Origin of the sequence: Achromobacter sp. Root170 (assembly GCF_001428165.1) — a bacterium.
Taxonomy (GTDB): Bacteria; Pseudomonadota; Gammaproteobacteria; order Burkholderiales; family Burkholderiaceae_B; genus Achromobacter; species Achromobacter mucicolens.
Window position 1 is genome coordinate 777,885 of the sequence record NZ_LMHN01000001.1, and the last position, 23,520, is coordinate 801,404.

The window sequence follows — 23,520 nt, forward strand, 5'->3', positions numbered from 1 at the left end:
AGAATTAATTAATTAAAAGGGGGTTCGATCATCAGGGTTTCAGCGGCTGCCGGCGGTGGGCGATGGTGTAATGGTCCGGTTCCCCACCACGCCGTCCGGGCGTGTAGCGAGGCCCGGCCGGCTCCATGAAGGAGGCCGCACACCATGCCCCAATCCGCTTCAACCAACCGCCGTATCGTGCTTGCCGCGCGGCCGCACGGCGAGCCCGCCGACACCGACTTCCGCCTGGAAACGGGCGAAGTCCCCCAACCGGGCCCGGGCCAGGTGCTGCTGCGCACGGTCTACCTGTCGCTCGACCCCTACATGCGCGGCCGCATGAGCGATGCCCCGTCCTACGCCGAGCCCGTGCAGATTGGCGAACCGATGGTCGGCGGCACCGTCACGCGCGTCCAGGCCTCGAATAATCCGCAGTTTCCGGTCGGCGAATGGGTGCTGGCGCAGACCGGGTGGCAGGACTACGCCGTGTCCGACGGCGCGGGCCTGCTACGCCTGGGCGCCAATCCCGAAAACCCGTCCTGGTCGCTGGGCGTGCTGGGCATGCCCGGCTTTACCGGCTACATGGGACTGCTGGACATCGGCCAGCCCAAGGCGGGCGAAACCGTCGTCGTGGCCGCGGCCAGCGGCGCGGTGGGCGCGGTGGTGGGCCAGATCGCCAAGATCCACGGCTGCAAGGTCGTGGGCATTGCCGGCGGACCGGACAAGTGCCGCTACGTGGTCCAGGAACTGGGTTTTGACGAATGCCTGGACCATCGGCAGCCGGACCTGGCCGGCCGCCTGGCCGCGGCCGTGCCCCAAGGCATCGACGTGTATTTCGAAAACGTCGGCGGCGCCGTCTTCGATGCCGTGCTGCCGCTCTTGAACCCGCGCGCCCGCGTGCCGGTCTGCGGACTGATCTCGGCCTATAACGCGACCAGCCAGCCCGAGGGCCCGGACCGGCTTGCGCTGCTCATGCGCACCATCCTGACCAAGCGGCTGAAAATGCAGGGGTTCATCATTTTCAACGAGTACGCGCACCGCTACGGTGAATTCCGCGACGCCATGCTGGACCTCATCAAGCAAGGCCGCATCAAGTATCGTGAAGACGTGGTCGACGGCCTGGAGAACGCCCCGCGCGGGCTGATCGGGCTGCTCAAGGGCGAAAATGCCGGCAAACGCATTGTGCGGGTCGGCCCTGACGAATGGAGCGCTACATGAACATCCTGATCGTGCTGACTTCCCACGACACGCTGGGCAACACGGGGCGCAAGACGGGCTTCTGGCTTGAAGAGTTTGCGGCGCCGTATTACGCGTTCCTGGACGCCGGCGCCAAGCTCACGCTGGCCTCGCCGCTGGGCGGCCAGCCGCCGCTCGATCCCAAGAGCGACGATCCCGACGCGCAGACGGACGACACGCGCCGCTTCAAGCAAGACAGCGACGCGCAGCGCGTGCTGGCATCCACGCGCCGGCTGTCCGAGGTGCAGGCCTCGGACTACGACGCGGTCTTCTATCCCGGCGGCCACGGCCCGCTGTGGGACCTGGCCGAAGACAACAATTCGGTGGCGCTGATCGAAACCATGCTGGCCGCCGGCAAGCCGGTATCGGCCGTGTGCCATGCGCCCGGCGTGTTGCGTCACGCCAAGACCGCCGACGGCAAGCCGCTGGTGCAGGGCAGGCAGGTCACGGGCTTTTCCAACGCGGAAGAAGCGGCCGTGCAGTTGACCGATGTCGTGCCATTCCTGGTCGAGGACGAACTGAAAAAGCTGGGCGGGCTGTACAGCAGCGGGCCGGACTGGCAGCCGCATGTGGTCAGCGACGGCTTGCTCATCACGGGGCAGAATCCCGGCTCGTCGGTGGGCGTGGCGCGCGCGCTGCTGGAACGCCTGAAGGACTGACCGCTGCCGGGCGCGCAGGGCGGGACACGGGCCGGGCCGCACGCCAAGCGCGATGCGGCCCGGCATTGTGGCGGATTGTGTCAGAATCCCGCCTTTCTGAACTGAGCGCGCCGTCATGCCGTTGCGGCGCGCGTGCTTTCCAATGCCCCCCGACGTCCCCGATCTTCCAGCAGGAACTTATGAAGCGGCGCTTTTCGCCGCCATGCAGGCGCGCGACCCGGCCACCGGCCGGCATTGCAAAAGGGTGGTGGCGCTAAGCGTTGCGCTGGCCCGGGCCAGCGGACTGCCGCAGGATGAACTGGATGTCGTCTCCGTGGCCGCGCGGCTGCACGACGTGGGCAAGATCGGCACGCCAGACCGCGTGCTGCATAGCCCGCATCGGCTGGAAAAGGAAGACTGGGAAATCATGAAGGCGCACGCCGCGGCGGGCGCCTTCATCATCCTGCAGACCGCGATGCCGCAGCGCGAAGCCATTGCGCTGGCGGTGCGGCACCACCACGAACACTTCGACGGCTCCGGTTATCCCGACGGCCTGTCGGGCCATGCCATTCCGCTGCATGCGCGCATCATTTCGGTGGCCGATTCCTACGACGCGCTGGGCGATGCGCGGCCTTACCATCCGGCGCGCACCCACACGCAGATCATGCGGATCCTGAGCCAGGAGGCGGGATCGAAATGCGATCCCGACCTGCTGCGCGTCTTCGAATCGATGATCGGGGGCAGCCCGCTACGCGTGCCGTAGCGGTTTACTTCAAGCGGTAGTTCGCCGCGACGGTGGCCAGATCCTGCAGCGTGCGCTGCTGCCAGGCCGCGTCGTGGCCCAGTTCCTCGGCCAGGATGCGCGCGACTTCGGGCGCGGCCAGCATGGCGGCCTCGGCGTCCAGGAACAGCGCGCGGTTGCGGCGCGCCAGCACGTCTTCCGCGCTGCGCGCCAGTTCGTAGCGGGCGGCGAAACGCACGTGCGCCTCGGACAGGCCGCTGGCCTTGACCAGCATGCGCCCGGCGCCGGGTAGGGCTTGCAGGGTCGCCAGATCGTTGCCGTAGTAGCTGTCAGGCGTGCCGGCGTGTTCCTGCGACGGCGCCAGGCCGCCGGCGCCGTGCAGCGGCAGCGACTCGGTGCGGCACGAGGCCTGCGTCAGCAGCTGGTGCTGGATCGCGGTGTCCACCACGTCCTGCGCCATGCGCCGGTATGTCGTCCATTTGCCGCCCGTCACCGTCACCAGGCCGGCCTTGGACACCAGGATCGTGTGCTCGCGCGACAGCTTCTTGGTGGAGGCTTCGCCTGTCGCCTTGACCAGCGGGCGCAGGCCGGCCCAGACGCTGGTCACATCGTCGCGCGTCGGCTTGCGGCTCAGATACCGCGCCGCGGTGTTCAGAATGAAATCCACGTCTTGCGCGCCCGCGTCGGGATCCAGCGGCAGGTCCTGGCGCGGCGTGTCGGTGGTGCCGACGATGGTGTGGCCGTTCCAGGGCACCACGAACAGCACGCGGCCGTCGTCGGTCTTCGGGATGAGGACGGCGCGCTTGCCGGGCAGGAAGTCGTGCGGGAGCGTCAGGTGCACGCCCTGGCTGGGCGCCACCATCGTCTGCGCGTTCTTGTCCTCCATGCGGCGCACTGCATCGACCCACACGCCGGTGGCGTTGACGACGCAGCGCGCGCGCAACGTGAAGGTCGATCCGCCGACCACATCCGTGGCCGTGACGCCGTCCACCTTGCCATTCGTCATGGTCAGGCCGGTGGCGCGCACGTAGTTCACCGCCGTGCCGCCCAGGTCAAAGAGAGTGCGCATCAGGCTGATGGCCAGGCGCGCGTCGTCGAACTGGCCGTCGTAGTACAGGACGCCGCCTTTCAGGCTGCGTCCGTTGACGGTCTCGGCCAGGGTGGGGGCGTTGGCCAGCGTCTCGCGGCGCGACAGCCAGCGGCTGGGCGCCAGGTTCAGCTTGCCCGCCAGCATGTCGTACATTTTCAGGCCGATGCCGTAGAAGGGCTGGTCCATCATCGTGTAGGCCGGCACCACGAAACCCAGGGGCCAGACCAGATGCGGGGCGTTGCGGTTGAGCAGGCCGCGCTCGTGCAGGGCTTCGCGCACCAGGCTGACATTGCCTTGCGCCAGGTAGCGCACGCCGCCGTGGACGAGCTTGGTGGCCTTGCTGGACGTGCCCTTGGCAAAGTCGGCGCCTTCGATCAGCAGCGTCCGGTAGCCGCGCGCGGCGGCATCCACCGCCGTGCCCAGGCCGGTCGCGCCACCGCCGATGACGATGACGTCCCAGGAGTGCGTGTTGTCCAGCGTGTTGAGTAAGCGGCTGCGTTCGGGCGGGGTGACGGAGGCGAGGGGTTGGTTCATGTTCTTTGGGAGCGGCGTGGCCGCGAGGTAAATGCTTCGATATTCGTGCCGGCAGCGCGCAAGCGGAGGTTGGGGCCGCTGCGGCGCACGGGTCAGGGTGTCGGTTTGGGCAGGTTCGGCGCCGCGGCGACGTCACAGCGCACGCCCGAATCCAGCAACACTTGTGCCAGCGGCTCCTGGGGATGCGCGTCCGTGAAGAACCGGTCGATCTGCGAGATATGCGCCAGTTCCACCATGGCCTGGCGCTTGAACTTGCTGCTATCGGCGGCCAGCCAGACTTCACGCGATTGCTCGATGATCGTGCGGGCCACGCGCACTTCGCGAAAGTCGTAATCGCGCAGCGTGCCGTCGGCCTCGATGCCGGAAATGCCGATCAGTCCGATGTCGACCTTGAACTGGCGGATGAAATCCATGGTGGCTTCGCCCACGATGCCGCGGTCGCGCGAACGCACCACGCCGCCGGCCACGATGACTTCGCAATCCGGGTTGTCGGACAGGATGTCGGCCACGTGCAGGTTGTTCGTGATGACGCGCAGCCCGCGATGGCGCAGCAGCGCGCGCGCAATGGCTTCGGTGGTGGTGCCGATGTTCAGGATCAGCGAACAGCCATCCGGCACCGCGCGGGCCACGGCCTCGGCGATGCGTTGCTTGCCTGCGGCATGCAGGCCTTGGCGTTTGCGGTACGCGATGTTCTCGATGGTGGACGCTTCGATGCGCACGCCGCCATGAAAGCGCGACAAGAGGCCGGCTTCGGAAAGGATGTTGACGTCCCGCCGCACGGTCTGCAGCGTGACGTCAAAGCGTTTGGCGAGCTCTTCGATCGAGGCGGAGCCCTGGGCCCGCACCATTTCGATCAGCGCGCTCTGTCGTGGATTCAGTGTCATGTTCGAATGATAAAACAACAAAAGCGAAAAATAATGACGCACCGCAAGATTGTTTTTTGTTCGCTTCTTCGGTAAAACGCACAAAAAACGAAAGCCATCTGAAAGAGTATGCTCATCCTGTTGCGTCGGCGCGTGATTGCGCCGCCGCAAAGGGCGGGACGCTGTGCCGAATACCGAAGTCCGTAGAAAACAGGGACGTATAAGTAGGTTGAGGAGACTAGATGCAGCTGACCTTGGACGGGATAGCTTTGCGGGCCGGCTCGCAGACGCACCTGTATCCCATGAGCCTGGCCCCGGTTCCCGGCGCCATGACCGTTCTGCTGGGGGCCACCCTGGCCGGCAAGACCTCACTGATGCGCATCATGGCCGGGCTGGACCGGCCCACCGAAGGCCGCGTGCGGGTTGACGGCGCCGATGTCACCGGCGTGCCGGTCCGCCAGCGCAACGTGGCCATGGTCTACCAGCAGTTCATCAACTATCCGTCCATGTCGGTCTACGACAACATCGCCTCGCCGCTCAAGCTGCGCGGCGAGGCCAATACGCGCGACAAAGTCCACGCGATGGCGGCGCGCCTGCACATCGATCATCTGCTGGACCGCTACCCGTCCGAGCTGTCGGGGGGCCAGCAGCAGCGCGTGGCGCTGGCCCGGGCGCTGGCCAAGGACGCCCCGCTGATCCTGCTGGACGAACCGCTGGTCAACCTGGATTACAAGCTGCGCGAGGAATTGCGCGACGAACTGTCGGAATTGTTTGCGCAGGGGCGTTCGACCGTGGTCTACGCCACGACCGAGCCCGGCGAGGCGCTGTTGCTGGGCGGCCACACCGCCGTGCTCGACGCGGGCGAACTGCTGCAGTACGGCCCCACGGCCGACGTCTTTCACCGGCCCAATTCGATCCGCGTGGCGCGCGCTTTCAGCGATCCGCCGATGAACCTGTTCGCCGCCCGCCGCGACAACGGCGGCTTCGTGCTCCAGGGCGACGTGGCGGTGGCGCGCGCGCTGCCGCCGGGCGCCGAGGCCGGCATCACGGCCGGCCTGCGGGCCGGGGCGCTGGACGTGGAGGCGCGGCCCGGCCACGTGGCGCTGCCCGGCCGGGTGACGCTGGCTGAAATTTCAGGTTCCGACACCTTCGTGCACGCCGAGACGGCCGCAGGCGACGTCGTGGCCCAGTTGCCCGGCGTGCACCGCTACAAGCTGGACGAGCGGGTGCAGCTGTACTTCGATCCGGCCCAGACCTATGCCTTCGGCGTGGACGGCGCGCTGCTGGCCGCACCGCGCCAGCCGACCGGCGCGGGGGAGGTGGCCTGATGGCGCAGATCGAGCTGGACCTGTCCCATTCCTACGTCGCCCATCCCCAGTCCGATGACGACTATGCGCTGCTGCCGCTGCAATTCACTTTCCGCGACGGCGGCGCCTACGCGTTGCTGGGGCCCTCCGGCTGCGGCAAGACCACGCTGCTCAATTGCGTGTCGGGCCTGCTGCGGCCGTCGCACGGGCGCATCCTGTTTGACGGCCAGGACGTCACCGACAAGACCCCGCAGGCGCGCAACATCGCCCAGGTGTTCCAGTTTCCGGTGGTGTACGACACCATGACGGTCGCCGAGAACCTGGCCTTTCCGCTGCGCAACCGCGGCGTGCCGCCCGAGCGCATCCGCGAGCGCGTGGGCCGCATCGCCGAAATGCTGGAAATGTCCAACGTCCTGGACCGCCGGGCCAGCGGCCTGACGGCGGACGCCAAGCAAAAGATTTCGCTGGGCCGCGGGCTGGTGCGCAGCGACGTGTCGGCCATCCTGTTCGACGAACCGCTTACCGTCATCGACCCGCAGCTCAAGTGGGAGCTGCGGCGCAAGCTCAAGGAAATTCACCACGAATTCAAGCTGACGCTGATCTACGTGACCCACGACCAGACCGAGGCGCTGACCTTTGCCGACCAGGTGATGGTGATGGCGCGGGGCCGCGCGGTGCAGGTGGGCAGCGCGGACGACCTCTTTGAGCGGCCCGCGCACACCTTTGTCGGCCATTTCATCGGCTCGCCCGGCATGAACTTCCTGCCCGCGCAGTGGCGCGATGGCGCGCTGAGGGTGGGGCAGCGCCGCATGGACGGCGTGCCCGAGGCCGTGGCCGCCAAGCTGCGGGACGCGGGGCCGGTCAAGCTGGGCGTGCGTCCCGAATACCTGCGGCTGGCCGAGGCCGGGGCGCCCGGCGCGGTGCCCATGCGCGTGGAGCGCGTGCAGGACGTGGGCACCTACACGCTGCTGGTCGCCGACTTCGAGGGCACGGCCGTGCGCGCCCGGCTGGGCAGCAACATCGTCACCGAAGGCAAGGGCGGCACGGTGTGGCTGTCCGTGCTCAACCCGCATACCTGCTTCTACCGCGACGAGGTGCTGATCCCATGAAACCCACCGATCACCGGGCCTGGTTCCTGGTCATGCCGGTCGTGCTGTGCGTGGCGTTCTCGGCCATTCTGCCGCTGATGACCATCGTCAACTATTCGGTGCAGGACATCATCTCGCCGGAACGCCGCGTGTTCGTCGGCACCGAGTGGTTCGCCGCGGTGCTGCAGGACGAGGAACTGCACGGCGCGCTCTTTCGGCAGATCGGGTTCTCGTTCGCGGTGCTGCTGATCCAGATCCCGCTGGGCATCCTGCTGGCGCTGTCGATGCCCGCCAGCGGCTGGCGCGCGTCGGCCGTGCTGGTCATCATCGCGCTGTCGCTGCTGATTCCGTGGAATGTCGTCGGCACGATCTGGCAGGTGTTCGGCCGCACCGACATCGGCCTGCTGGGCGCCACGCTGTCGTGGCTGGGCGTGGACTACAACTACACGGGCAACGACGTCGACGCCTGGGTCACCGTGCTGGTCATGGACGTGTGGCACTGGACGCCGCTGGTGGCGCTGCTGTGCTACGCGGGGCTGCGCGCCATCCCCGATGCGTACTACCAGGCCGCGCGGATCGACGGCGCCTCGCGCTTTGCCGTCTTCCGCTATATCCAGTTGCCCAAGATGCGCGGCGTGCTGATGATCGCGGTGCTGCTGCGCTTCATGGACAGCTTCATGATCTACACCGAGCCCTTCGTGCTGACCGGCGGCGGCCCGGGCAACGCCACCACCTTCCTGTCGCAATACCTGACGCAGAAGGCCGTGGGCCAGTTCGACCTGGGCCCGGCGGCGGCGTTCTCGATCATCTATTTCCTGATCATCCTGCTGCTGTGCTTCATCCTCTACAACTGGATGCAACGCGCGGGCACCACGGGCGGCTTCGACGAGGAGCGGGCAAATGCGTGAGAAATCCTCCTGGTGGCGCGGCGCCTTCCTGACGCTGTACCTGGTGTTCGCCATCCTGCCGCTGTACTGGATGCTGAACATGTCGTTCAAGTCCAACACCGAGATCGTCAGCACGCTGACGCTCTGGCCGCGCGACTTTACCTTCGAGCACTACCGCACCATCTTCACGGACCCGGCCTGGTATTCGGGCTACATCAATTCGCTGATCTACGTCGTCATCAACACGGTCGTCTCGCTGGGCGTGGCGCTGCCGGCCGCCTACGCGTTCTCGCGCTATCGCTTCATCGGCGACAAGCACGTGTTCTTCTGGCTGCTCACCAACCGCATGACGCCGCCCGCCGTGTTCCTCTTGCCGTTCTTCCAGCTCTACAGCTCGTTCGGTTTGATGGACACGCACCTGGCCGTGGCGTTGGCGCACCTGGTCTTCAACGTGCCGCTGGCGGTGTGGATCCTGGAAGGCTTCATGTCGGGCGTGCCGCGCGAGATCGACGAGACCGCCTACGTGGACGGCTATTCGTTCCCGCGCTTTTTCCTGACGATCTTCCTGCCGCTCATCAAGTCGGGCGTCGGCGTGGCGGCGTTTTTCTGCTTCATGTTCAGCTGGGTGGAACTGCTGCTGGCGCGCACGCTGACCTCGGTCAACGCCAAGCCCATTGTCGCGACCATGACGCGCACCGTGTCGGCCTCCGGCATGGATTGGGGCGTGCTGGCCGCGGCGGGCGTGCTGACCATCGTGCCGGGCGGCATCGTCATCTGGTTCGTGCGGCACTACATCGCGAAGGGCTTCGCGATGGGCCGGGTGTAGGCATCTGGACAACAGGAGGGCGCAGCCATGTTCAGCTGGATGGTGTGGACCACCCCGGTCGCCGTGTTCTTCAGCTGCATCGTCCTGATGCTGGTCGGCATGACGATCTGGGAATTGAAGTCGCCCACGCAGGAGCGCAAGGGCTTTCTGCCCCTGCGCACCACGCGCGGCGACCGGCTGTTCATCGGCCTGATGGCCGCGGCGTGGCTGAACCTGGCGTTCCTGGGATTCGGCCAGAAAGCGGTCGAGTGGTTTTCGCTGGATCAGCCGCCGTCGGTGTGGATCAGCTTCGTGCTGTCCATGCTGCTGCTGGCCTTCATCATGAAAAAAGGGTGAGAGAAGGGCGCCAGACCCTTCGTTGGTTTCGGGCAGTCAGGTAAAGGACTATCGGCCAGCGTCTTCCCCGGCCAGCGGTCCGCAGCACGATAGGGGAAGACTTATCGAGGAGACAGGTCATGAAATTGCGCATGCACGCCATGGCGGCCGCTATCGCCCTGATCGGAACGTCAGGGGCTTGGGCCGGCGAGCCGGAGGCGAAGAAGTGGGTCGATTCGGAGTTCCAGCCGTCGTCGCTGTCCAAGGAACAGCAGATGGCCGAAATGAAATGGTTCATCGATGCCGCGGCCAAGCTCAAGGCCAAGGGCATCAATGAGGTCAGCGTGGTGTCCGAAACCATCACCACGCACGAGTACGAATCCAAGGTGCTGGCCAAGGCTTTTGCCGAGATCACCGGCATCAAGGTCAACCACGACCTCATCCAGGAAGGCGACGTCGTCGAAAAGCTGCAGACGTCCATGCAATCGGGCAAGTCCATCTACGACGGCTGGATCTCCGATTCCGACCTGATCGGCACCCACTACCGCTATGGCGCCATCCTGCCGCTGTCCGACTACATGGCCGGGGCGGGCAAGGAATGGACCAATCCCGGATTGGACCTGAAGGATTTCATCGGCACCAAGTTCACGACGGCGCCCGACGGCAAGCTGTATCAGCTGCCGGACCAGCAATTCGCCAACGTGTACTGGTTCCGCGCCGACTGGTTCGCCCGCCCGGATCTGAAAGAAAAATTCAAGGCCAAGTACGGCTATGAACTGGGCGTGCCCACCAACTGGTCCGCGTACGAAGACATCGCCACGTTCTTCTCCAACGACGTCAAGGAGATCGACGGCAAGCGCGTCTACGGCCACATGGACTACGGCAAGAAGGATCCGTCGCTGGGCTGGCGCTTCACCGATGCGTGGCTGTCCATGGCGGGCGCGGCCGACAAGGGGCTGCCCAACGGCATGCCGGTGGACGAGTGGGGCATCCGCGTCGCTGACGACAAGTGCACGCCGGTCGGCGCGTCGGTCTCGCGCGGCGGGGCCACCAACAGCCCGGCCGCCGTGTATGCGCTGACCAAGTACATCGACTGGATGAAGAAGTTCGCGCCGCAGCAGGCCATGGGCATGACCTTCTCGGAGGCGGGGCCCGTGCCGGCGCAGGGCCAGATCGCGCAGCAGATCTTCTGGTACACGGCCTTTACCGCCGACATGACCAAGAAGGGCCTGCCGGTCGTGAACGACGACGGCACGCCGAAGTGGCGCATGGCCCCGTCGCCCTACGGTCCGTACTGGAAGGACGGCATGCAGAACGGCTACCAGGACGTGGGGTCGTGGACGTTCTTCAAGTCCACCAACCCCGACAAGATGGCGGCCGCCTGGCTGTATGCGCAGTTCGTCACGTCCAAGTCGGTGTCGCTGAAAAAGTCGATCACGGGCCTGACGTTCATCCGCGACAGCGACATCAACAGCGAGTTCTTCACCAAGAACGCGGCCAACTACGGCGGCCTGATCGAGTTCTACCGCAGCCCGGCGCGCGTGGCCTGGACGCCGACCGGCACCAACGTTCCGGATTATCCGAAGCTGGCGCAGCTGTGGTGGAAGAACGTCGCCACCGCGGTCACGGGCGAAAAGACCCCGCAGGCGGCCATGGACAATCTGGCGAACGAAATGGATCAGGTGATGGCGCGGCTTGAACGGGCCGGGATGGCCCAATGCGCGCCCAAGCTCAATCCCAAGAGCGATCCCAGCAAGTGGCTGTCCGATCAGCACGCGCCGTGGAAGAAGCTGGCCAATGAAAAGCCCAAGGGCGAAACGATCCCGTACGACCAGCTGCTGTCGGCGTGGAAGGCCGGCAAGGTGCGGTAAGCGCCTGACTTGCCGTCAACGCATTTGCCGTCAACGCATTTGCCGTCAACGCATGAACGCCACAGGCTGCCTGTGGCGTTCTTTTTTTCACCCCCAGGCCTCGCGCCGCCGGGGATTCGCGCATGTCACAATCTCGCCATCCGCGCGCCGCGCGTCTCTCAGAATTCTGTCCTGCATGCCCGTTCCCAAGCTCGCCGTCTCCCTGGTTTCTTCTGCGCTGGCCTTGGCCGCCGGCATGGCGCACGCCGCAGGTTTTCAACGCCTGAACCTGCCCATGGACCAGTACGGTCCCGGCCTGCAAGGCGCGGTCTGGACGCCCTGCGCCGAACCGGCCGGTGAAATCAAGGTAGGCCGCGTCACCATCCAGGGCGTGCAGGGCTGCAAGCTGCCCGAAGGCCGCTACCCGCTCATCGTCATGTCGCATGGCTCGGCGGGTTCGTACCTCAGTCACCATGACACCGCCGCCGCGCTGGCCGATGCGGGCTTCGTGGTGGCGGCGATCAATCACGTGGGCGACAACGCGCAGGACAAGTCGCGCCAGGGCTATCTGTCCATTTTTTCCACCCGGCCGCGCGAAGTGCGCCGTCTGATCGACTACATGACCGGCACGTGGCCCGACAAGGCAAGGCTGGATCCCGACAAGATCGGCTTCTTTGGTTTTTCACGGGGCGGTTATACGGGCCTGGTGCTGGCGGGTGCGGCGCCGGACCTGGCGGCGGGGCTGGCAATCTGCGCCAGCCAGGCATCGCTGCCCATGTGCCGCGACATCGCGGCTGGCCGGGTGCCGCAGCAACCGTATCCGCAGGACGCGCGCATCAAGGCGGCGGTCATTGCCGATCCGCTCAATGTCTTTCCGGAAGAGGCGCTCAAGCGCGTGTCGATGCCGATCCAGCTTTGGGCTTCAGCGCAGGGCGGCGATGGCGTCAGCCCCGCCAGCGTGCAAGCGGTGCGCGAGGGCCTGGGCGCCGCGCCCGACTACCACGTGGCCGCCGGCGCCGGACATTTCGCATTCCTGGCGCCGTGCGGCGCCGAACAGGCCGGGGCATCGCCCGGCATCTGCCGCGATGAGGCAGGCTTTGACCGCACCGCATTCCACCAGGACCTGAACGCCCGCGTGGCGGCGTTCTTCAAGGCGCAGCTGCAATAGGCGCGCGGCCGCGCGTCGACGTGTGATCGCGCGCCGGGGCATCGAACGCCGATGCGCCGCGCGGCCAATCAGTGAATGGTGCGCGCCGCGCGGCGCGCCTGCTTGATTTCATACATCCGCGAATCGGCCAGCCGGACGGCCGCTTCGGCGTCCAGTCCGGCCGGGTCCAGCGCCACCACACCTGCGCTGGCGCCCTCATACGCCACCGTGGTTTCGCCCAGCGGATAGCGCCCCATCGTGGCGGCCAGGATGCGCTCTTCCATGGCGCGCGCCGCTTCTTCGGCTTCGGCCTGTTGCGCCACGCCGCCCGAGTCGGACCGTTTGCGAATGAGCGCGGGGCCGGGCCCGATCAGAACGAATTCGTCACCGCCCACGCGTCCCAGCATGTCCGATCCGCGCAGCGCCGCGGCCATGCGCCGCGATACTTCCTGCAGAAAGGTGTCGCCCGCCTGGTGGCCGTATGTGTCGTTGATGCTTTTGAACCCGTCCAGGTCGATGACGCCGACCAGCACGCTGCCGTGTTCGCGCACGGCCCGCGCCAGCAGCCGGTCCAGCGCTTCGTAAAGCGCGCGCCGGTTGGGCAGGCCCGTCAGCGTGTCGGTCAGCGCATACGACATGAGCTGCACGTTGGCCGCATGCAGTTGCTCAACCAGCATTTCGCGCTCTATGAAACTGGCGATCACGCTGGAAAACAGTTTCAGCACCGCTTCCGCCTCGGGACTGATTTCGTGGCGGCGGGCGCTGGCGGCGCACAGCGTTCCGTACAAGGCGCCATCGTCGGCGCGCACCGGCGTGCTGACGTAGGTCTGTATGCCCAGTTGCCGGGCCGCGTCCGAATCGGGCCAGCACTGCGCCACGTTGCTGGTGCTCATGCGGCCTTCGTCCAGCGCGCGCTTGCAGAGCGTGTCGTCCCAGGGCACCGACAGGCCTTCCGGGATCTGCAGGTGTCCCACGTTGCGCGCGTAGCGTACGCGTTGCAGCTCGGCCTTCAGGTCGACCGAGGTAAGGTACGTCGATTCAAGCCCGGTTACGGCGCCCAGCATGTCCAGCAGCGGGCGGGTCAACTGCTCGACCGACTTGGCGGCGGGCAGGGTAGTGGAAAGTTCGGCGAGGATGGGATCCAGCACGGCTGCTCCTGGATGCATGGTCGGATGAACATGCGGCCCATGCTCCAGGCGGAGAGCGGGCCGGCAATCCCGCCATTATGCACGGGCCAGGGCCCCGCCTGCATGACGTCATGACATCACGAGCGAGCGGTGCGCGCACACGCCCGCCATGACGCCCGAGGCGCTGGCCAGCGTGGCGTTGGACATCGGCGTCGACGCGTCGCCCGCCGCGAACACGCCGGGCACGGTGGTCTGCTTCATGTCGTCCACGCGAATGACGGGCCCCAGCGGCCCCTCGTCGAATGCGCAGCCCAGCTGTCCGGCCAGCGGGCTGGCCATGTGCACGCGGCTGGCGACAAACAGCGCGCGTAGCGGCACCTCGCGGCCGTCGGCCAGCACCACGCCGGTCAGGGCTGGCGCGTCGCCCAGCAGCGCCACGACGGGCGTGCGTTCCACGAGGACGCCGCGCGCGGCAAGATGGCGGGCATCCTCGGGCGATGGTTCGAACTGGCCCTGCGTGAAGTAGGTGGTCGGCCCCCAATCGGGCAGCAACATCGCTTGATGAACCGACATCGGATGCGCGGCCAGCACGCCCAGCGGTTCGCCCGCCACTTCAAAGCCGTGGCAGTACGGGCAGTGCAGCACGGTCTGGCCCCAGCGCGCCTGCAATCCGGGCAGTGGCGGCAGTTCGTCGCGCATGCCGGTCGCCAGGATCAGGCGCGCGCCGCGCACCTGCTCGCCGCCCGCCATGATGACGGCAAAGCCGCCGTCCTGCGCCAGCGCCTGGATCGCTTCGCCGTCCAGGAACGACACCGTCGGATAGCGCGCAAGCTGCGCGCGGGCGTTGGCCACGATCTCCTGCGGCGGCACGCCGTCTTGGCCCAGAAATCCGTGCGCGTGCGCGGCGTAGCGGTTGCGGGGCCGGGCGGCATCGACAAGCAGCACCTGCCGGCGGGCTCGCGCCAATTGCATGGCGGCGGACAGGCCGGCAAAGCTGCCGCCGATGATGATGACGTCGTAGTGCATGAAGGATCCTCCGGAACGGGCCGAACTCAAGGGGCTGAGATTCGAGATTTCGATACTTTGAAAGTTGCATGATAGAAGCCGGCGGCATCTTATGCAACTTATGGTGTTTCATTATTGCGTTGCCGGCTTGAGGAATGCCGCTTGCTGTCCGCCGCTCCAAAGCGGCCGGGTTGCGCCGGCCCCTTGCGCGGGACTACCCTGGATTCCTCTACACCGGCGGCCGGCCCACGCCGACCGCCAAGGAGACTGGCATGCAGCACACGACTGACCTGGACGGCCGCGTGGCCGTGGTGACGGGCGCGTCTTCCGGTATCGGGCGCGCCGTGGCAATCGGCCTCGCGCAAGCGGGTGCGCGCGTGGTGGTGAACCACCGGGCCGGTGGCGATTCGCAGGCCCGCGGCGCGGCGGTGGTGGAATCCATTCAGCGCAGCGGCGGCACGGCGGTGGCCGCGGCCGCCGACATCAGCCGCGAAGCCGACGTCGACCATCTGTTCGAGCAGGCCGTGCAGCATTTCGGCCGGGTGGACATCCTGGTCAACAATGCGGGCGTCGAGCACCCGTCTCCCATCGCCGACATGACGCTCGCGGACTGGCAGCGGGTGATCGACGTCAATCTGACCGGGCATTTCCTCTGCGCCCGCGCGGCGGCCCGGGCTTTCAAGTCGCAGCCTCCGGATCCCGCCCGCCAGAAGCTGTCCGTGGGCAACATCCTGTTCATCAGTTCGGTCCACGAAGTGATCCCTTGGGCGTTTCAGGTGAACTACGCGGCCTCCAAGGGCGGCATTTCGCTGCTGATGAAATCGCTGGCCCAGGAACTGGCGCCGGACCGGATCCGGGTCAACTCCATTGCGCCCGGCGCCATTCGCACCGCGATCAACCAGCCCGCGTGGGACACGCCGCAGGCGCTGGCCAAGCTGCTCGAACTCATCCCCTACGGCCGGATCGGCGAGCCCGAGGACATTGCGCAGGCCGCCGTCTGGCTGGCGGGCGATGCGTCGGATTACGTCACCGGCACCACGCTCTTCGTGGATGGCGGCATGACGCTGTATCCCGAATTCCGCGGCGCGGGTTGAGGACCGGCATGTCCAAACCGCTCGAGGATTACGGCCTCATCGGCAACATGCTGTCCGCGGCGCTGGTCGCGCGGGACGGTTCGATCGACTGGTTGTGCCTGCCGCACTTCGATTCGCCCGCGTGCTTTGCCGCGTTGCTGGGCGACCAGAGGCATGGGCGTTGGCTCATTGCGCCGCACGGCAAGGTCCGCGCGACGTCGCGCCGCTACGTGCCCGACACGGCGGTGCTGGAAACCCGTTTCGAGACCCGCACGGGATCGGTGCTGGTGCAAGACTTCATGCCGCTCAGCGACGACGACGAGCGGGTCGATGTCGTGCGCATCGTGCGCGGCGAGTCCGGCCACGTGCAGATGGACATGGAGCTGATCCTGCGCTTTAACTACGGCCAGAGCGTGCCGTGGGTGCGGCGGCGCGACTACGGGCTCAACGCCATCGCCGGGCCGGACGCGGTCGAGCTGCACACGCCCATCGAGCTGGAAGGCCACGACATGAAGACGACGGCGCGCTTTGCGGTGCATCCCGGGCGCGTCGTGCCGTTCACCCTGTCGTATCACCGTTCGCACCGCACGCCCCGGTTCGTGCCCGACCGGGTCGAAAGCATGGACCGCACCGTCTCGTGGTGGCAGGAGTGGTCCAAGCGCTGCCATTGGGACGGACCGGGCGACGGCACCCGCGACGCGGTGGTGCGCTCGCTGATCACGCTGAAGCTGCTGACATTCCAGCCCACCGGCGGGATCATCGCCGCGCCAACGACCTCGCTGCCCGAACAGCTGGGCGGCGGCCGCAATTGGGATTACCGGCATTGCTGGCTGCGCGACTCGGCGCTGACGCTGTACGCCTTGCTCAACGCCGGGTATCGCGAAGAAGCCGAGGCATGGCGGCAATGGCTGCTGCGCGCAGTGGCCGGCCACCCCGACCAGTTGCAGATCATGTACGGCATTGCCGGGGACCGCTGGCTGCCGGAGCTGGAAATCCCCTGGCTGCCCGGCTACGAGGGCAGCCGGCCCGTGCGCCGGGGCAACGGTGCGGCCGGGCAGAGCCAGCTCGACATCTACGGCGAGCTCATCGACACCTTGTATGCGGCCCGCGTCGCCGACCTGGCGCCGCTGGCCGAGGCCTGGCGCCTGCAGAACGTGCTGCTCAAGCCGCTGGAGCAGCGTTGGCGCGAACTGGACCACGGCATCTGGGAGGTGCGGGGCGAACACCGCGCCTTCACGCATTCGCGGGTGATGTGCTGGGTGGCGTTCGACCGGGCGGTCAAGGCCTGCGAGCGCTGGGGATTGAAGGGGCCGGTCGAAGTCTGGCGCCGGATTCGCGAACGCATCCACAAGGACATCTGCGAAAACGGTTTTGACCGCACCCGCGGCTGCTTCGTGCAGAGCTACGGCTCGCGAGCGCTGGATGCCAGCCTGCTGCTGATCCCGCAGGTGGGCTTTCTGCCGCCCAACGACCCGCGCGTGACGGGCACCGTGCACGCGATCGAGCGCGAGCTCATGCACGGCGGGCTGGTGCGCCGATACGCCGTCCAGGATACCGACGACGGCCTGGAAGGCGAGGAGGGCGTGTTCCTGGCCTGCAGCTTCTGGCTGGCGGATGCCTACGTGATGCAAGGGCGGCTGGGCGATGCGCAGCGGCTTTTTGACCGCCTGCTGTCGCTGCGCAACGATTTGGGGCTGCTGTCCGAGGAATATGATGTGGTGCGGCGCCGGCTGGTGGGCAATTTTCCGCAGGGCTTCTCGCACATCGGGCTGGTGAACACGGCCTACAACCTGAGCCGCGCGATGGGACCGGCGCAGCAGCGCGCGGAACAGGATGCACCCCGGGCCTAGCCTGCGCCGGTGTATTCTCGCAATCACGCGGCGCGTTCCGTCATGCGCCGTGCTGGCACACCACAAGAATCGCGCGCCGCGGCTTGCCCGCCGGCTGCCGCAGGAGAGACAAGCATGCTTTTGACCGACGAACAGCAAAGCGTCCAGGAGATGGCGCGCCGGTTTGCCCAGGAGCGCCTGGCGCCCAACGCCGAGCGGTGGGATCGCGAGCATCACTATCCCGCCGATGCCATCGCCGAGATGGCGCAACAGGGCTTTTTCGGCATGCTCGTCCCGGAAGCGTGGGATGGCAACGACAGCGGCTACATCGCTTACGCGGTGGCGCTGGAGGAAATTGCCGCGGGTAGCGGCGCCTGCTCCACCATCATGAGCGTGCACAACTCGGTCGGTTGCATGCCCATCCTGAAATTCGGCAACGACGAACAGAAGGCGCAGTTCCTGCGTCCGCTGGCGCGCGGCGAACACATCGGCGCGTTCGCGCTGACCGAGCCGCAGGCCGGGTCCGACGCCAGCAGCCTGCATACCCGCGCGCGGCGCGACGGCGGCGACTACATCCTGAATGGCGCCAAGCAGTTCATCACGTCGGGCCGCAACGGGCAGACCGTCATCGTGTTCGCGGTCACCGACCCGGACGCGGGCAAGCGCGGCATCTCCGCGTTCATCGTGCCCACCAGCACGCCCGGCTACAAAGTGCTGCGGGTGGAAGACAAGCTCGGGCAGCACGCGTCCGACACCTGCCAGATTGCCTTTGAGGACATGCGCATTCCGGCCGCCTGGCGGCTGGGCGAGGAAGGCGAGGGCTACAAGATCGCTCTGTCCAACCTGGAGGGCGGCCGCATCGGCATCGCGGCGCAATCGGTCGGCATGGCGCGCGCCGCCTTCGAATGCGCGCGTGACTACGCTCGCGACCGTCAGGCCTTCGGCAAACCGATCATCGAGCACCAGGCCGTGTCGTTCCGGCTGGCGGACATGGCGACCCAGATCCACGCCGCGCGCCAGATGGTGCTGCACGCCGCGGCTTTGCGCGAAGCGGGCCGGCCGGCGCTGACCGAGGCCTCCATGGCCAAGCTGTTTGCGTCCGAGATGGCCGAGAAGGTCTGCTCGGCGGCGATCCAGACGCTGGGCGGCTATGGCTACCTGAAGGATTTTCCCGTCGAGCGCATCTATCGTGACGTGCGCGTCTGCCAGATCTACGAAGGCACCAGCGACATCCAGCGCCTGGTGATCGCACGTAGCCTGTAGCCCAACGGCAAGCGCCGCGGCGCCCCTTATCTGCAAGCCGCCGCGGCCTCACGGCGCGCGCCCGCCCGGCGCCGCGCCCACACGGTGTAGATGACCAGGTTGCCCACGATGAGCAGCGCCGCCAGCAGCATCTGCGTGGTCCGGGTGATGCCTTCGGGGTAAATGATGCCCAGGATGTAGTGTTCGATGAAGCCGCCCGCGTAGCCCTCTTGGCCGGCCCGTTCGCGCAGCGACACCTCCAGCGGCGTCAGCGGGCAGATCCAGCCCATGCCGATCACCAGCGCGCCCCACGCCAGCGCCGGCAGATGCCAGAACGCCATGCGCGGTCTCCACAACGCCAAGAGGCCGCCAAAGACCACGAACGCGACGAACAGTCCGTGGATGACCAGCACAAGGTCGGCAAGGAGGCGATAAGTCATCTTGGAAATCACAGGTGGGGTTGCGCCGCAAACACGCGGCAGGTGAATTAAAGCGCATGCGCGCGGGGCGCGCGTACGGCAATGGCAACAAGGCAAGACGCTTGATGACCGAATAGAATGCGGGCGTGTTGTCATCCCAAGATCAGCCCGGAACCCACGCCATGCACGCTTCGATCACCGCCGCAATCCAGGCCGCCGAGGAACGGCTGCGCCAGGCCATGCTGTCCTCGGACATTGCCGCGCTGGAGGCGCTGCTGGATCCGGATCTGCTGTTCGTCAATCACATGGGCTGGACAGTCACGCGCGAAGATGACCTGGAAGCCCACCGCGGCGGATTGCTCAAGATTCACGCGTTGGATCTGTCCGAGCAGTGCATCCTGCCGCGGACCGATTGCGCAGTGGTGTCGGTGCTGGCCCGCATCTCGGGCAGCTACAACGGCGTGCCGGCCAACGGCACGTTCCGTTTCATGCGGACCTGGACGCCCGATTCTGCGTCGGGCGCGTGGCGCGTCGTGGCGGCCACGTCGGTCATGGTGGTGTAGGCCGCGCCGGGCGGCATTCGAGGTTTCAGGCTTTCAGGCTTTCAGGTCGCGCAGCAGCTTGGACAGTTCCGGCGCCGTCATCAGGGAGACGCCCTGCGCCTTCGCGTATTGCAGCGCGTTGTCGGATACGTCGCCCAGCGCGATGTAGATGGCTTCGCGGGCGCCGCGCTTTTCGCGCACGGCCTGCAGTTCGCGCAGCGGTTCCACGCCGTTCCTGGCGGCCTTCCAGCGTTTGGCGCTGACGATCGCCACGTGGCCGTCCTTGGTCAGCGCGAAATCGGCGCCGGGCGCCTGCAGGCGCTCGACCTCGCAGCCGTCGCGCCGGAACCCGGCTTCAACGGTCCGCGAAAAGTCGGCCCACGACATCGCGGCAACCGCTTCGGTGACCGCCTGCACACGCGCGCCGGACGGGGCGCGCATTTGCTTGTACGCCGCCATCAGGGAAATCACGGCGAACGGCACCGCGGCAAAGACGCCCATCGCGGCATACTCCAGCGGCAGCGCGGCAAAGCCGCCGGCGCTGAGCAGCACGGCCACGCCGGCGCTCATCCACCACGGCGAGCGCAGCAGCACGGCAAAAATGGAGTTCTGGGACATCTTGAGTTTCATGACGGCTCGCGGCGAATGGGGATCAACAGGAAATCAGGCGCTCTCGCCCGCGTCGTCATGCGGGCCGGCAAAGGCACGAACCACGATGCGCACGCCGCCGCAGGTCACGATCTGGCCATCGCGGATTTTGGCCGTCTTGCGTGTTTCGACCACGCCGCCGACGCTGACCTGGCCGTCCGCCACCAGCATCTTGCCGGCGCCGCCGCTGTCGCACAGGCCGGTCGCCTTCAGCAGCTGGTTGATCTCGATATAGGGGCTGCCTTCGGCGAGCGTGAATTCGATGATGGACATGATGGGGTTTCGAAGCGGCGGGGTCAGGCCGGGCCGTTGCCGGGGTTGCCGGGGTTGGCCGGGGCGGCGGGGTTGGCTGGCGAAGTCGCGGCCGAGGCGGCCGGGGCAGCGGCGGGGTCCTCCGCGGGCGCCTGCGGGCTGGCGGGAGGCACGGGGCGGTTGTTGCCGGTTTCGGCGCGCGCCATCCAGGCGATCAGCGACGATCGCATGGCTTCCTCGACCGACATCTGGATGGGCTGCACCCATTCCTGCGGCACGAAGACGGTGTAGCCGCCAATCATGTAGCCCATCGGCAGGTAGACCGCGACGCGGTCGCCCTGGGTGAACCCTTCGGGCAGGCCGTCCGTGCCGCGGCGGGTCACCAGGCCCACCAATTCCAGTTGCTGGCCCGGGATGCGCAGCACGACGACCTGCTGGGCGGTGTTCTTGGAACTGGGCGAAAAGTAGTCGGCAAAGCTCTTGAGCGACGAATAGATGCTCTTGACCACCGGCAGGTTGGTAAACGGCATCTCGACCAGCGTCAAAACGCGCTGCACGCGCTGCTTGGACACGAGATAGCCGATGACCAGGATGCCCAGGATCCCCAGCGCCAGGCCCATGCCCGGCACGTAGAAGCCGCCGATGAAGGGACGCAGAAAGGTCAGCGCCACGCCTTCCGTCCAGGCCAGAAAGAGATACAGCAGGTAGATCGTCAGCGCCAGCGGCAGGACGGTGATCAGGCCGCGAAAGAAGTATTTATAAAGACGGGTCATAGGCAAGAGCAAAAATAGGGTCGGACGAACGCATTGGTTCGCCGGGAGGGCCGCAGCATAGCAGCCGCCAACGGTTTTTTCGGTAACAACCCGGCGGCCGCAGGTGGCCGGGGCAGGGCGCATCCCTTCTTTTAGTGTGAACAGGCCCTAGCGGTCCACCGGCAGAAAGAGCGTCTCCTTGATTTCCTCCATCACGATGTAGCTGTGCGATTCGGCGGAGGCGGGCAGGCGCTTGAGGATTTCGCCCAAGAGACGGCGGTACTCGTTCATTTCGGTCAGGCGGGCCTTGACCAGATAGTCGAAGTCGCCCGACACCAGGTGGCACTCCATGACTTCCGGGACGTACAGCAGCTCTTTCTTGACCTTGTCGAAGACGTCGCCCGACTTGGCCGACAGCTTGATCTCCAGGAAGACGAGCAGGTTCTTGCCCAGCGCCGCCGGATTGACGCGCGCATGGTAACCCGTGATGACGCCCTCGCGCTCCATGCGCTTGACGCGGTCGGAGCAGGGGGTGGCCGACAGGCTGACGCGCTCGGCCAATTCGGTGACCGAAATCCGGCCTTCGCGCTGCAGGATATCGAGGATTTTGAGGTCGATTCGGTCGAGGTCGCGCATTTCACTTTTGCGGATCAAAAAAAGGGGGTGGCCCGAGAAAAAGCACTGGTAAAGCAAAATATTCAGTGTTTTTCACTGCCGAAGGGGTCATAGACTACCGAAATTCCCAGACAAAACCAACTATCGGAAAGAATCATGCATGTGATCGTCCTTGGCAGCGGCGTCATCGGCACCACCACTGCCTATTACCTGGCCCGGCAGGGCGCCAAAGTGACCGTGCTGGACCGCCAGCCCGCAGCTGCGCAGGAAACCAGCTACGCCAACGCCGGACAGGTCTCGCCTGGCTATTCCACCCCGTGGGCGGCGCCCGGCATTCCGCTCAAGGCGATCAAATGGCTGTTTCAAAAGCACGCACCCTTGGCGATCCGCCTGGACGGCAGCCTGTACCAGCTGAAATGGATGGCCGCCATGCTGGCCAACTGCTCGGCCGACCGCTATGCCGTCAACAAGGAACGCATGCTGCGCCTGTCCGAGTACAGCCGCGACTGCCTGCGCGAACTGCGCGCTTCCACCGGCATCCACTATGAAGAACGCACCCGGGGCACGTTGCAGCTGTTTCGCACCGATGCCCAGATGGAGGCCGCGCGCCGCGACATCGCCGTGCTCGAAGAGGTGGGTGTCCCCTACGAACTCCTGGACCGCCACCGCCTCGTGACGGCCGAACCCGCGCTGGCCAATTCCGCCCACAAGCTTTCCGGCGGTCTGCGCCTGCCCAACGACGAAACCGGCGACTGCCAGCTCTTTACCCGCCGGCTGGCCGACATGGCGGCCGAACTGGGCGTGGATTTCCGCTTTGGCCAAAGCGTTACGGGGCTGAACACGGCTGGCGGCCAGATCACCGGCGTGCGCGTGGGCAACGAGGTCCTGACAGCCGACCGCTACGTGGCGGCCTTCGGCAGCTACACCCGCGGTTTCCTGGAACCCCTGGGACTGGACCTGCCGGTGTATCCGGTCAAGGGCTATTCGCTGACCATCCCCATGAAGGACGAGGCCGGCGCGCCCGTGTCGACCGTTCTGGACGAAACCTACAAGGTCGCCGTCACGCGCTTTGACCAGCGGATCCGCGTGGGCGGCATGGCGGAACTGTCAGGCTTTGACCTGCGCCTGAAAGACGCCCGCCGCAAGACGCTGGAACTGGTCGTCAACGACCTGTTCCCGGGCAGCGGTCACGTGGCCCAGGCCGAGTTCTGGACGGGCCTGCGTCCCATGACGCCGGACAGCACGCCGGTTGTCGGCGCCACGCGCTACGGCAACCTCTATCTGAACACGGGCCACGGCACGCTGGGTTGGACCATGGCTTGCGGTTCCGGCAAGCTGGTCGCCGACCTCGTCATGGGCCAGCGTCCCGCGATCAGCACCGACGGGCTTGGCCTGTCGCGCTACGACCGGCGCGCCGCTTCCCGTCAGGAACTGGTGCTGAACGGCAAGGGCGCCTGATCCGCCCACCGCGCCGCTGGCGGCGCACACCCGGCGGGCCGCTTCGATGCGGCCCGCGT

24 protein-coding genes are annotated in these 23,520 nt (G+C 66.6%); 15 read left to right on the plus strand and 9 right to left on the minus strand.

Features of this window, described 5'->3' with window-relative positions; genetic code table 11:
* Positions 1 to 144: 144 nt before the first annotated feature.
* From ASD87_RS03590 to ASD87_RS03600, 3 genes are all read left to right on the plus strand, one after another.
* Entirely contained in the window at positions 145 to 1,194 is a 1,050-nt protein-coding gene (locus ASD87_RS03590; protein WP_056317238.1) for an NADP-dependent oxidoreductase, read from the plus strand.
* Positions 1,191 to 1,871 carry a type 1 glutamine amidotransferase domain-containing protein gene (locus ASD87_RS03595; RefSeq protein WP_056317241.1) on the plus strand — a complete coding sequence of 227 codons (681 nt, stop codon included), beginning with the start codon at positions 1,191 to 1,193 and terminating at the stop codon, positions 1,869 to 1,871. Before ASD87_RS03590 ends, ASD87_RS03595 begins: the two co-directional genes overlap by 4 nt.
* 142 nt (positions 1,872 to 2,013) lie before the next feature.
* A complete protein-coding gene (locus tag ASD87_RS03600) occupies positions 2,014 to 2,613 on the plus strand; it encodes an HD-GYP domain-containing protein (RefSeq protein WP_056317245.1) in 600 nt (199 codons plus the stop codon).
* Between the two features lie 4 nt (positions 2,614 to 2,617).
* Here the strand turns inward: ASD87_RS03600 and ASD87_RS03605 are convergent, their stop codons facing one another.
* Positions 2,618 to 4,216, minus strand: a complete 1,599-nt coding sequence (locus tag ASD87_RS03605) for a glycerol-3-phosphate dehydrogenase/oxidase (RefSeq protein WP_056317248.1) — start codon at positions 4,214 to 4,216, stop codon at positions 2,618 to 2,620.
* Between the two features lie 92 nt (positions 4,217 to 4,308).
* Positions 4,309 to 5,100, minus strand: coding sequence for a DeoR/GlpR family DNA-binding transcription regulator (locus ASD87_RS03610; RefSeq protein WP_056317250.1), 792 nt, complete (start codon positions 5,098 to 5,100; stop codon positions 4,309 to 4,311).
* A gap of 221 nt (positions 5,101 to 5,321) precedes the next feature.
* Between ASD87_RS03610 and ASD87_RS03615 the strand changes: the two genes are divergently transcribed.
* From ASD87_RS03615 to ASD87_RS03645, 7 genes are all read left to right on the plus strand, one after another.
* The gene (locus tag ASD87_RS03615; protein WP_056317252.1) at positions 5,322 to 6,407 is read left to right on the plus strand and encodes an ABC transporter ATP-binding protein; all 1,086 of its coding nucleotides are present in this window, start codon (positions 5,322 to 5,324) and stop codon (positions 6,405 to 6,407) included.
* Entirely contained in the window at positions 6,407 to 7,495 is a 1,089-nt protein-coding gene (locus ASD87_RS03620) for an ABC transporter ATP-binding protein (RefSeq protein WP_056317253.1), read from the plus strand. Before ASD87_RS03615 ends, ASD87_RS03620 begins: the two co-directional genes overlap by 1 nt.
* Entirely contained in the window at positions 7,492 to 8,382 is an 891-nt protein-coding gene (locus tag ASD87_RS03625) for a carbohydrate ABC transporter permease (RefSeq protein WP_056317256.1), read from the plus strand. The genes ASD87_RS03620 and ASD87_RS03625 overlap by 4 nt, the downstream gene beginning before the upstream one ends.
* Positions 8,375 to 9,187, plus strand: a complete 813-nt coding sequence (locus ASD87_RS03630) for a carbohydrate ABC transporter permease (RefSeq protein ID WP_056317259.1) — start codon at positions 8,375 to 8,377, stop codon at positions 9,185 to 9,187. The genes ASD87_RS03625 and ASD87_RS03630 overlap by 8 nt, the downstream gene beginning before the upstream one ends.
* Positions 9,188 to 9,214: 27 nt before the next feature.
* Positions 9,215 to 9,523, plus strand: a complete 309-nt coding sequence (locus ASD87_RS03635) for a DUF2160 domain-containing protein (protein WP_056317261.1) — start codon at positions 9,215 to 9,217, stop codon at positions 9,521 to 9,523.
* A 119-nt stretch (positions 9,524 to 9,642) separates the two neighbouring features.
* Positions 9,643 to 11,373: an ABC transporter substrate-binding protein gene (locus ASD87_RS03640; protein WP_056317266.1), complete on the plus strand. Its 1,731-nt coding sequence runs from the start codon at positions 9,643 to 9,645 to the stop codon at positions 11,371 to 11,373.
* A 175-nt stretch (positions 11,374 to 11,548) separates the two neighbouring features.
* A complete protein-coding gene (locus tag ASD87_RS03645) occupies positions 11,549 to 12,520 on the plus strand; it encodes an alpha/beta fold hydrolase (RefSeq protein ID WP_056317269.1) in 972 nt (323 codons plus the stop codon).
* A gap of 68 nt (positions 12,521 to 12,588) precedes the next feature.
* Here ASD87_RS03645 and ASD87_RS03650 read toward each other — a convergent pair whose 3' ends face one another.
* Positions 12,589 to 13,644 carry a sensor domain-containing diguanylate cyclase gene (locus ASD87_RS03650; RefSeq protein WP_235512625.1) on the minus strand — a complete coding sequence of 352 codons (1,056 nt, stop codon included), beginning with the start codon at positions 13,642 to 13,644 and terminating at the stop codon, positions 12,589 to 12,591.
* A gap of 111 nt (positions 13,645 to 13,755) precedes the next feature.
* Positions 13,756 to 14,652 (minus strand): NAD(P)/FAD-dependent oxidoreductase, encoded by an 897-nt coding sequence (locus ASD87_RS03655; RefSeq protein WP_056317277.1) that lies wholly within the window; start codon positions 14,650 to 14,652, stop codon positions 13,756 to 13,758.
* A gap of 251 nt (positions 14,653 to 14,903) precedes the next feature.
* Here ASD87_RS03655 and ASD87_RS03660 point away from each other — a divergent pair, with 251 nt between their 5' ends.
* The 3 genes from ASD87_RS03660 (at position 14,904) to ASD87_RS03670 (ending at position 18,796) form a co-directional block, all read left to right on the plus strand.
* Positions 14,904 to 15,725 carry a glucose 1-dehydrogenase gene (locus ASD87_RS03660; protein ID WP_056317280.1) on the plus strand — a complete coding sequence of 274 codons (822 nt, stop codon included), beginning with the start codon at positions 14,904 to 14,906 and terminating at the stop codon, positions 15,723 to 15,725.
* 8 nt (positions 15,726 to 15,733) lie between these two features.
* Positions 15,734 to 17,554 carry a glycoside hydrolase family 15 protein gene (locus tag ASD87_RS03665; RefSeq protein ID WP_056317282.1) on the plus strand — a complete coding sequence of 607 codons (1,821 nt, stop codon included), beginning with the start codon at positions 15,734 to 15,736 and terminating at the stop codon, positions 17,552 to 17,554.
* Between the two features lie 114 nt (positions 17,555 to 17,668).
* Positions 17,669 to 18,796, plus strand: a complete 1,128-nt coding sequence (locus ASD87_RS03670) for an acyl-CoA dehydrogenase family protein (RefSeq protein WP_056317284.1) — start codon at positions 17,669 to 17,671, stop codon at positions 18,794 to 18,796.
* A gap of 26 nt (positions 18,797 to 18,822) precedes the next feature.
* Here ASD87_RS03670 and ASD87_RS03675 read toward each other — a convergent pair whose 3' ends face one another.
* Entirely contained in the window at positions 18,823 to 19,215 is a 393-nt protein-coding gene (locus tag ASD87_RS03675; RefSeq protein WP_056318707.1) for a DUF2784 domain-containing protein, read from the minus strand.
* Between the two features lie 161 nt (positions 19,216 to 19,376).
* Here ASD87_RS03675 and ASD87_RS03680 point away from each other — a divergent pair, with 161 nt between their 5' ends.
* Complete coding sequence (locus ASD87_RS03680; RefSeq protein WP_056317286.1) at positions 19,377 to 19,757, plus strand: nuclear transport factor 2 family protein; 381 nt, start codon at positions 19,377 to 19,379, stop codon at positions 19,755 to 19,757.
* Positions 19,758 to 19,790: 33 nt separating this feature from the next.
* Here ASD87_RS03680 and ASD87_RS03685 read toward each other — a convergent pair whose 3' ends face one another.
* The 4 genes from ASD87_RS03685 to ASD87_RS03700 all read right to left on the minus strand — a co-directional run bounded on the left by ASD87_RS03685 (position 19,791) and on the right by ASD87_RS03700 (position 22,024).
* The gene (locus ASD87_RS03685; RefSeq protein WP_056317289.1) at positions 19,791 to 20,366 is read right to left on the minus strand and encodes a restriction endonuclease; all 576 of its coding nucleotides are present in this window, start codon (positions 20,364 to 20,366) and stop codon (positions 19,791 to 19,793) included.
* A gap of 33 nt (positions 20,367 to 20,399) precedes the next feature.
* A complete protein-coding gene (locus ASD87_RS03690) occupies positions 20,400 to 20,657 on the minus strand; it encodes an RNA-binding S4 domain-containing protein (RefSeq protein ID WP_056317291.1) in 258 nt (85 codons plus the stop codon).
* A gap of 23 nt (positions 20,658 to 20,680) precedes the next feature.
* Positions 20,681 to 21,409, minus strand: coding sequence for a DUF502 domain-containing protein (locus ASD87_RS03695; protein WP_056317294.1), 729 nt, complete (start codon positions 21,407 to 21,409; stop codon positions 20,681 to 20,683).
* Positions 21,410 to 21,556: 147 nt separating this feature from the next.
* The gene (locus ASD87_RS03700; RefSeq protein WP_056317296.1) at positions 21,557 to 22,024 is read right to left on the minus strand and encodes a winged helix-turn-helix transcriptional regulator; all 468 of its coding nucleotides are present in this window, start codon (positions 22,022 to 22,024) and stop codon (positions 21,557 to 21,559) included.
* A gap of 135 nt (positions 22,025 to 22,159) precedes the next feature.
* On the opposite strand from ASD87_RS03700, the gene ASD87_RS03705 reads away from it, so the two are divergent.
* Positions 22,160 to 23,461, plus strand: coding sequence for a D-amino acid dehydrogenase (locus ASD87_RS03705; protein ID WP_056317299.1), 1,302 nt, complete (start codon positions 22,160 to 22,162; stop codon positions 23,459 to 23,461).
* The last annotated feature ends 59 nt before the right edge of the window (positions 23,462 to 23,520 follow it).

What these genes read in the sequence shown, in the direction of transcription:
- ASD87_RS03610 (WP_056317250.1), bottom strand. Translation starts at nt 5,100, where the DNA reads ATGACACTGAATCCACGACAGAGCGCGCTGATCGAAATGGTGCGGGCC.
- ASD87_RS03635 (WP_056317261.1), top strand. Translation starts at nt 9,215, where the DNA reads ATGTTCAGCTGGATGGTGTGGACCACCCCGGTCGCCGTGTTCTTCAGC.
- ASD87_RS03665 (WP_056317282.1), top strand. Translation starts at nt 15,734, where the DNA reads ATGTCCAAACCGCTCGAGGATTACGGCCTCATCGGCAACATGCTGTCC.
- ASD87_RS03605 (WP_056317248.1), bottom strand. Translation starts at nt 4,216, where the DNA reads ATGAACCAACCCCTCGCCTCCGTCACCCCGCCCGAACGCAGCCGCTTA.
- ASD87_RS03615 (WP_056317252.1), top strand. Translation starts at nt 5,322, where the DNA reads ATGCAGCTGACCTTGGACGGGATAGCTTTGCGGGCCGGCTCGCAGACG.
- ASD87_RS03670 (WP_056317284.1), top strand. Translation starts at nt 17,669, where the DNA reads ATGCTTTTGACCGACGAACAGCAAAGCGTCCAGGAGATGGCGCGCCGG.
- ASD87_RS03700 (WP_056317296.1), bottom strand. Translation starts at nt 22,024, where the DNA reads ATGCGCGACCTCGACCGAATCGACCTCAAAATCCTCGATATCCTGCAG.
- ASD87_RS03600 (WP_056317245.1), top strand. Translation starts at nt 2,014, where the DNA reads ATGCCCCCCGACGTCCCCGATCTTCCAGCAGGAACTTATGAAGCGGCG.
- ASD87_RS03680 (WP_056317286.1), top strand. Translation starts at nt 19,377, where the DNA reads ATGCACGCTTCGATCACCGCCGCAATCCAGGCCGCCGAGGAACGGCTG.
- ASD87_RS03620 (WP_056317253.1), top strand. Translation starts at nt 6,407, where the DNA reads ATGGCGCAGATCGAGCTGGACCTGTCCCATTCCTACGTCGCCCATCCC.
- ASD87_RS03630 (WP_056317259.1), top strand. Translation starts at nt 8,375, where the DNA reads ATGCGTGAGAAATCCTCCTGGTGGCGCGGCGCCTTCCTGACGCTGTAC.
- ASD87_RS03590 (WP_056317238.1), top strand. Translation starts at nt 145, where the DNA reads ATGCCCCAATCCGCTTCAACCAACCGCCGTATCGTGCTTGCCGCGCGG.
- ASD87_RS03625 (WP_056317256.1), top strand. Translation starts at nt 7,492, where the DNA reads ATGAAACCCACCGATCACCGGGCCTGGTTCCTGGTCATGCCGGTCGTG.
- ASD87_RS03675 (WP_056318707.1), bottom strand. Translation starts at nt 19,215, where the DNA reads ATGACTTATCGCCTCCTTGCCGACCTTGTGCTGGTCATCCACGGACTG.
- ASD87_RS03690 (WP_056317291.1), bottom strand. Translation starts at nt 20,657, where the DNA reads ATGTCCATCATCGAATTCACGCTCGCCGAAGGCAGCCCCTATATCGAG.
- ASD87_RS03595 (WP_056317241.1), top strand. Translation starts at nt 1,191, where the DNA reads ATGAACATCCTGATCGTGCTGACTTCCCACGACACGCTGGGCAACACG.
- ASD87_RS03645 (WP_056317269.1), top strand. Translation starts at nt 11,549, where the DNA reads ATGCCCGTTCCCAAGCTCGCCGTCTCCCTGGTTTCTTCTGCGCTGGCC.
- ASD87_RS03685 (WP_056317289.1), bottom strand. Translation starts at nt 20,366, where the DNA reads ATGAAACTCAAGATGTCCCAGAACTCCATTTTTGCCGTGCTGCTGCGC.
- ASD87_RS03695 (WP_056317294.1), bottom strand. Translation starts at nt 21,409, where the DNA reads ATGACCCGTCTTTATAAATACTTCTTTCGCGGCCTGATCACCGTCCTG.
- ASD87_RS03655 (WP_056317277.1), bottom strand. Translation starts at nt 14,652, where the DNA reads ATGCACTACGACGTCATCATCATCGGCGGCAGCTTTGCCGGCCTGTCC.
- ASD87_RS03705 (WP_056317299.1), top strand. Translation starts at nt 22,160, where the DNA reads ATGCATGTGATCGTCCTTGGCAGCGGCGTCATCGGCACCACCACTGCC.
- ASD87_RS03640 (WP_056317266.1), top strand. Translation starts at nt 9,643, where the DNA reads ATGAAATTGCGCATGCACGCCATGGCGGCCGCTATCGCCCTGATCGGA.
- ASD87_RS03660 (WP_056317280.1), top strand. Translation starts at nt 14,904, where the DNA reads ATGCAGCACACGACTGACCTGGACGGCCGCGTGGCCGTGGTGACGGGC.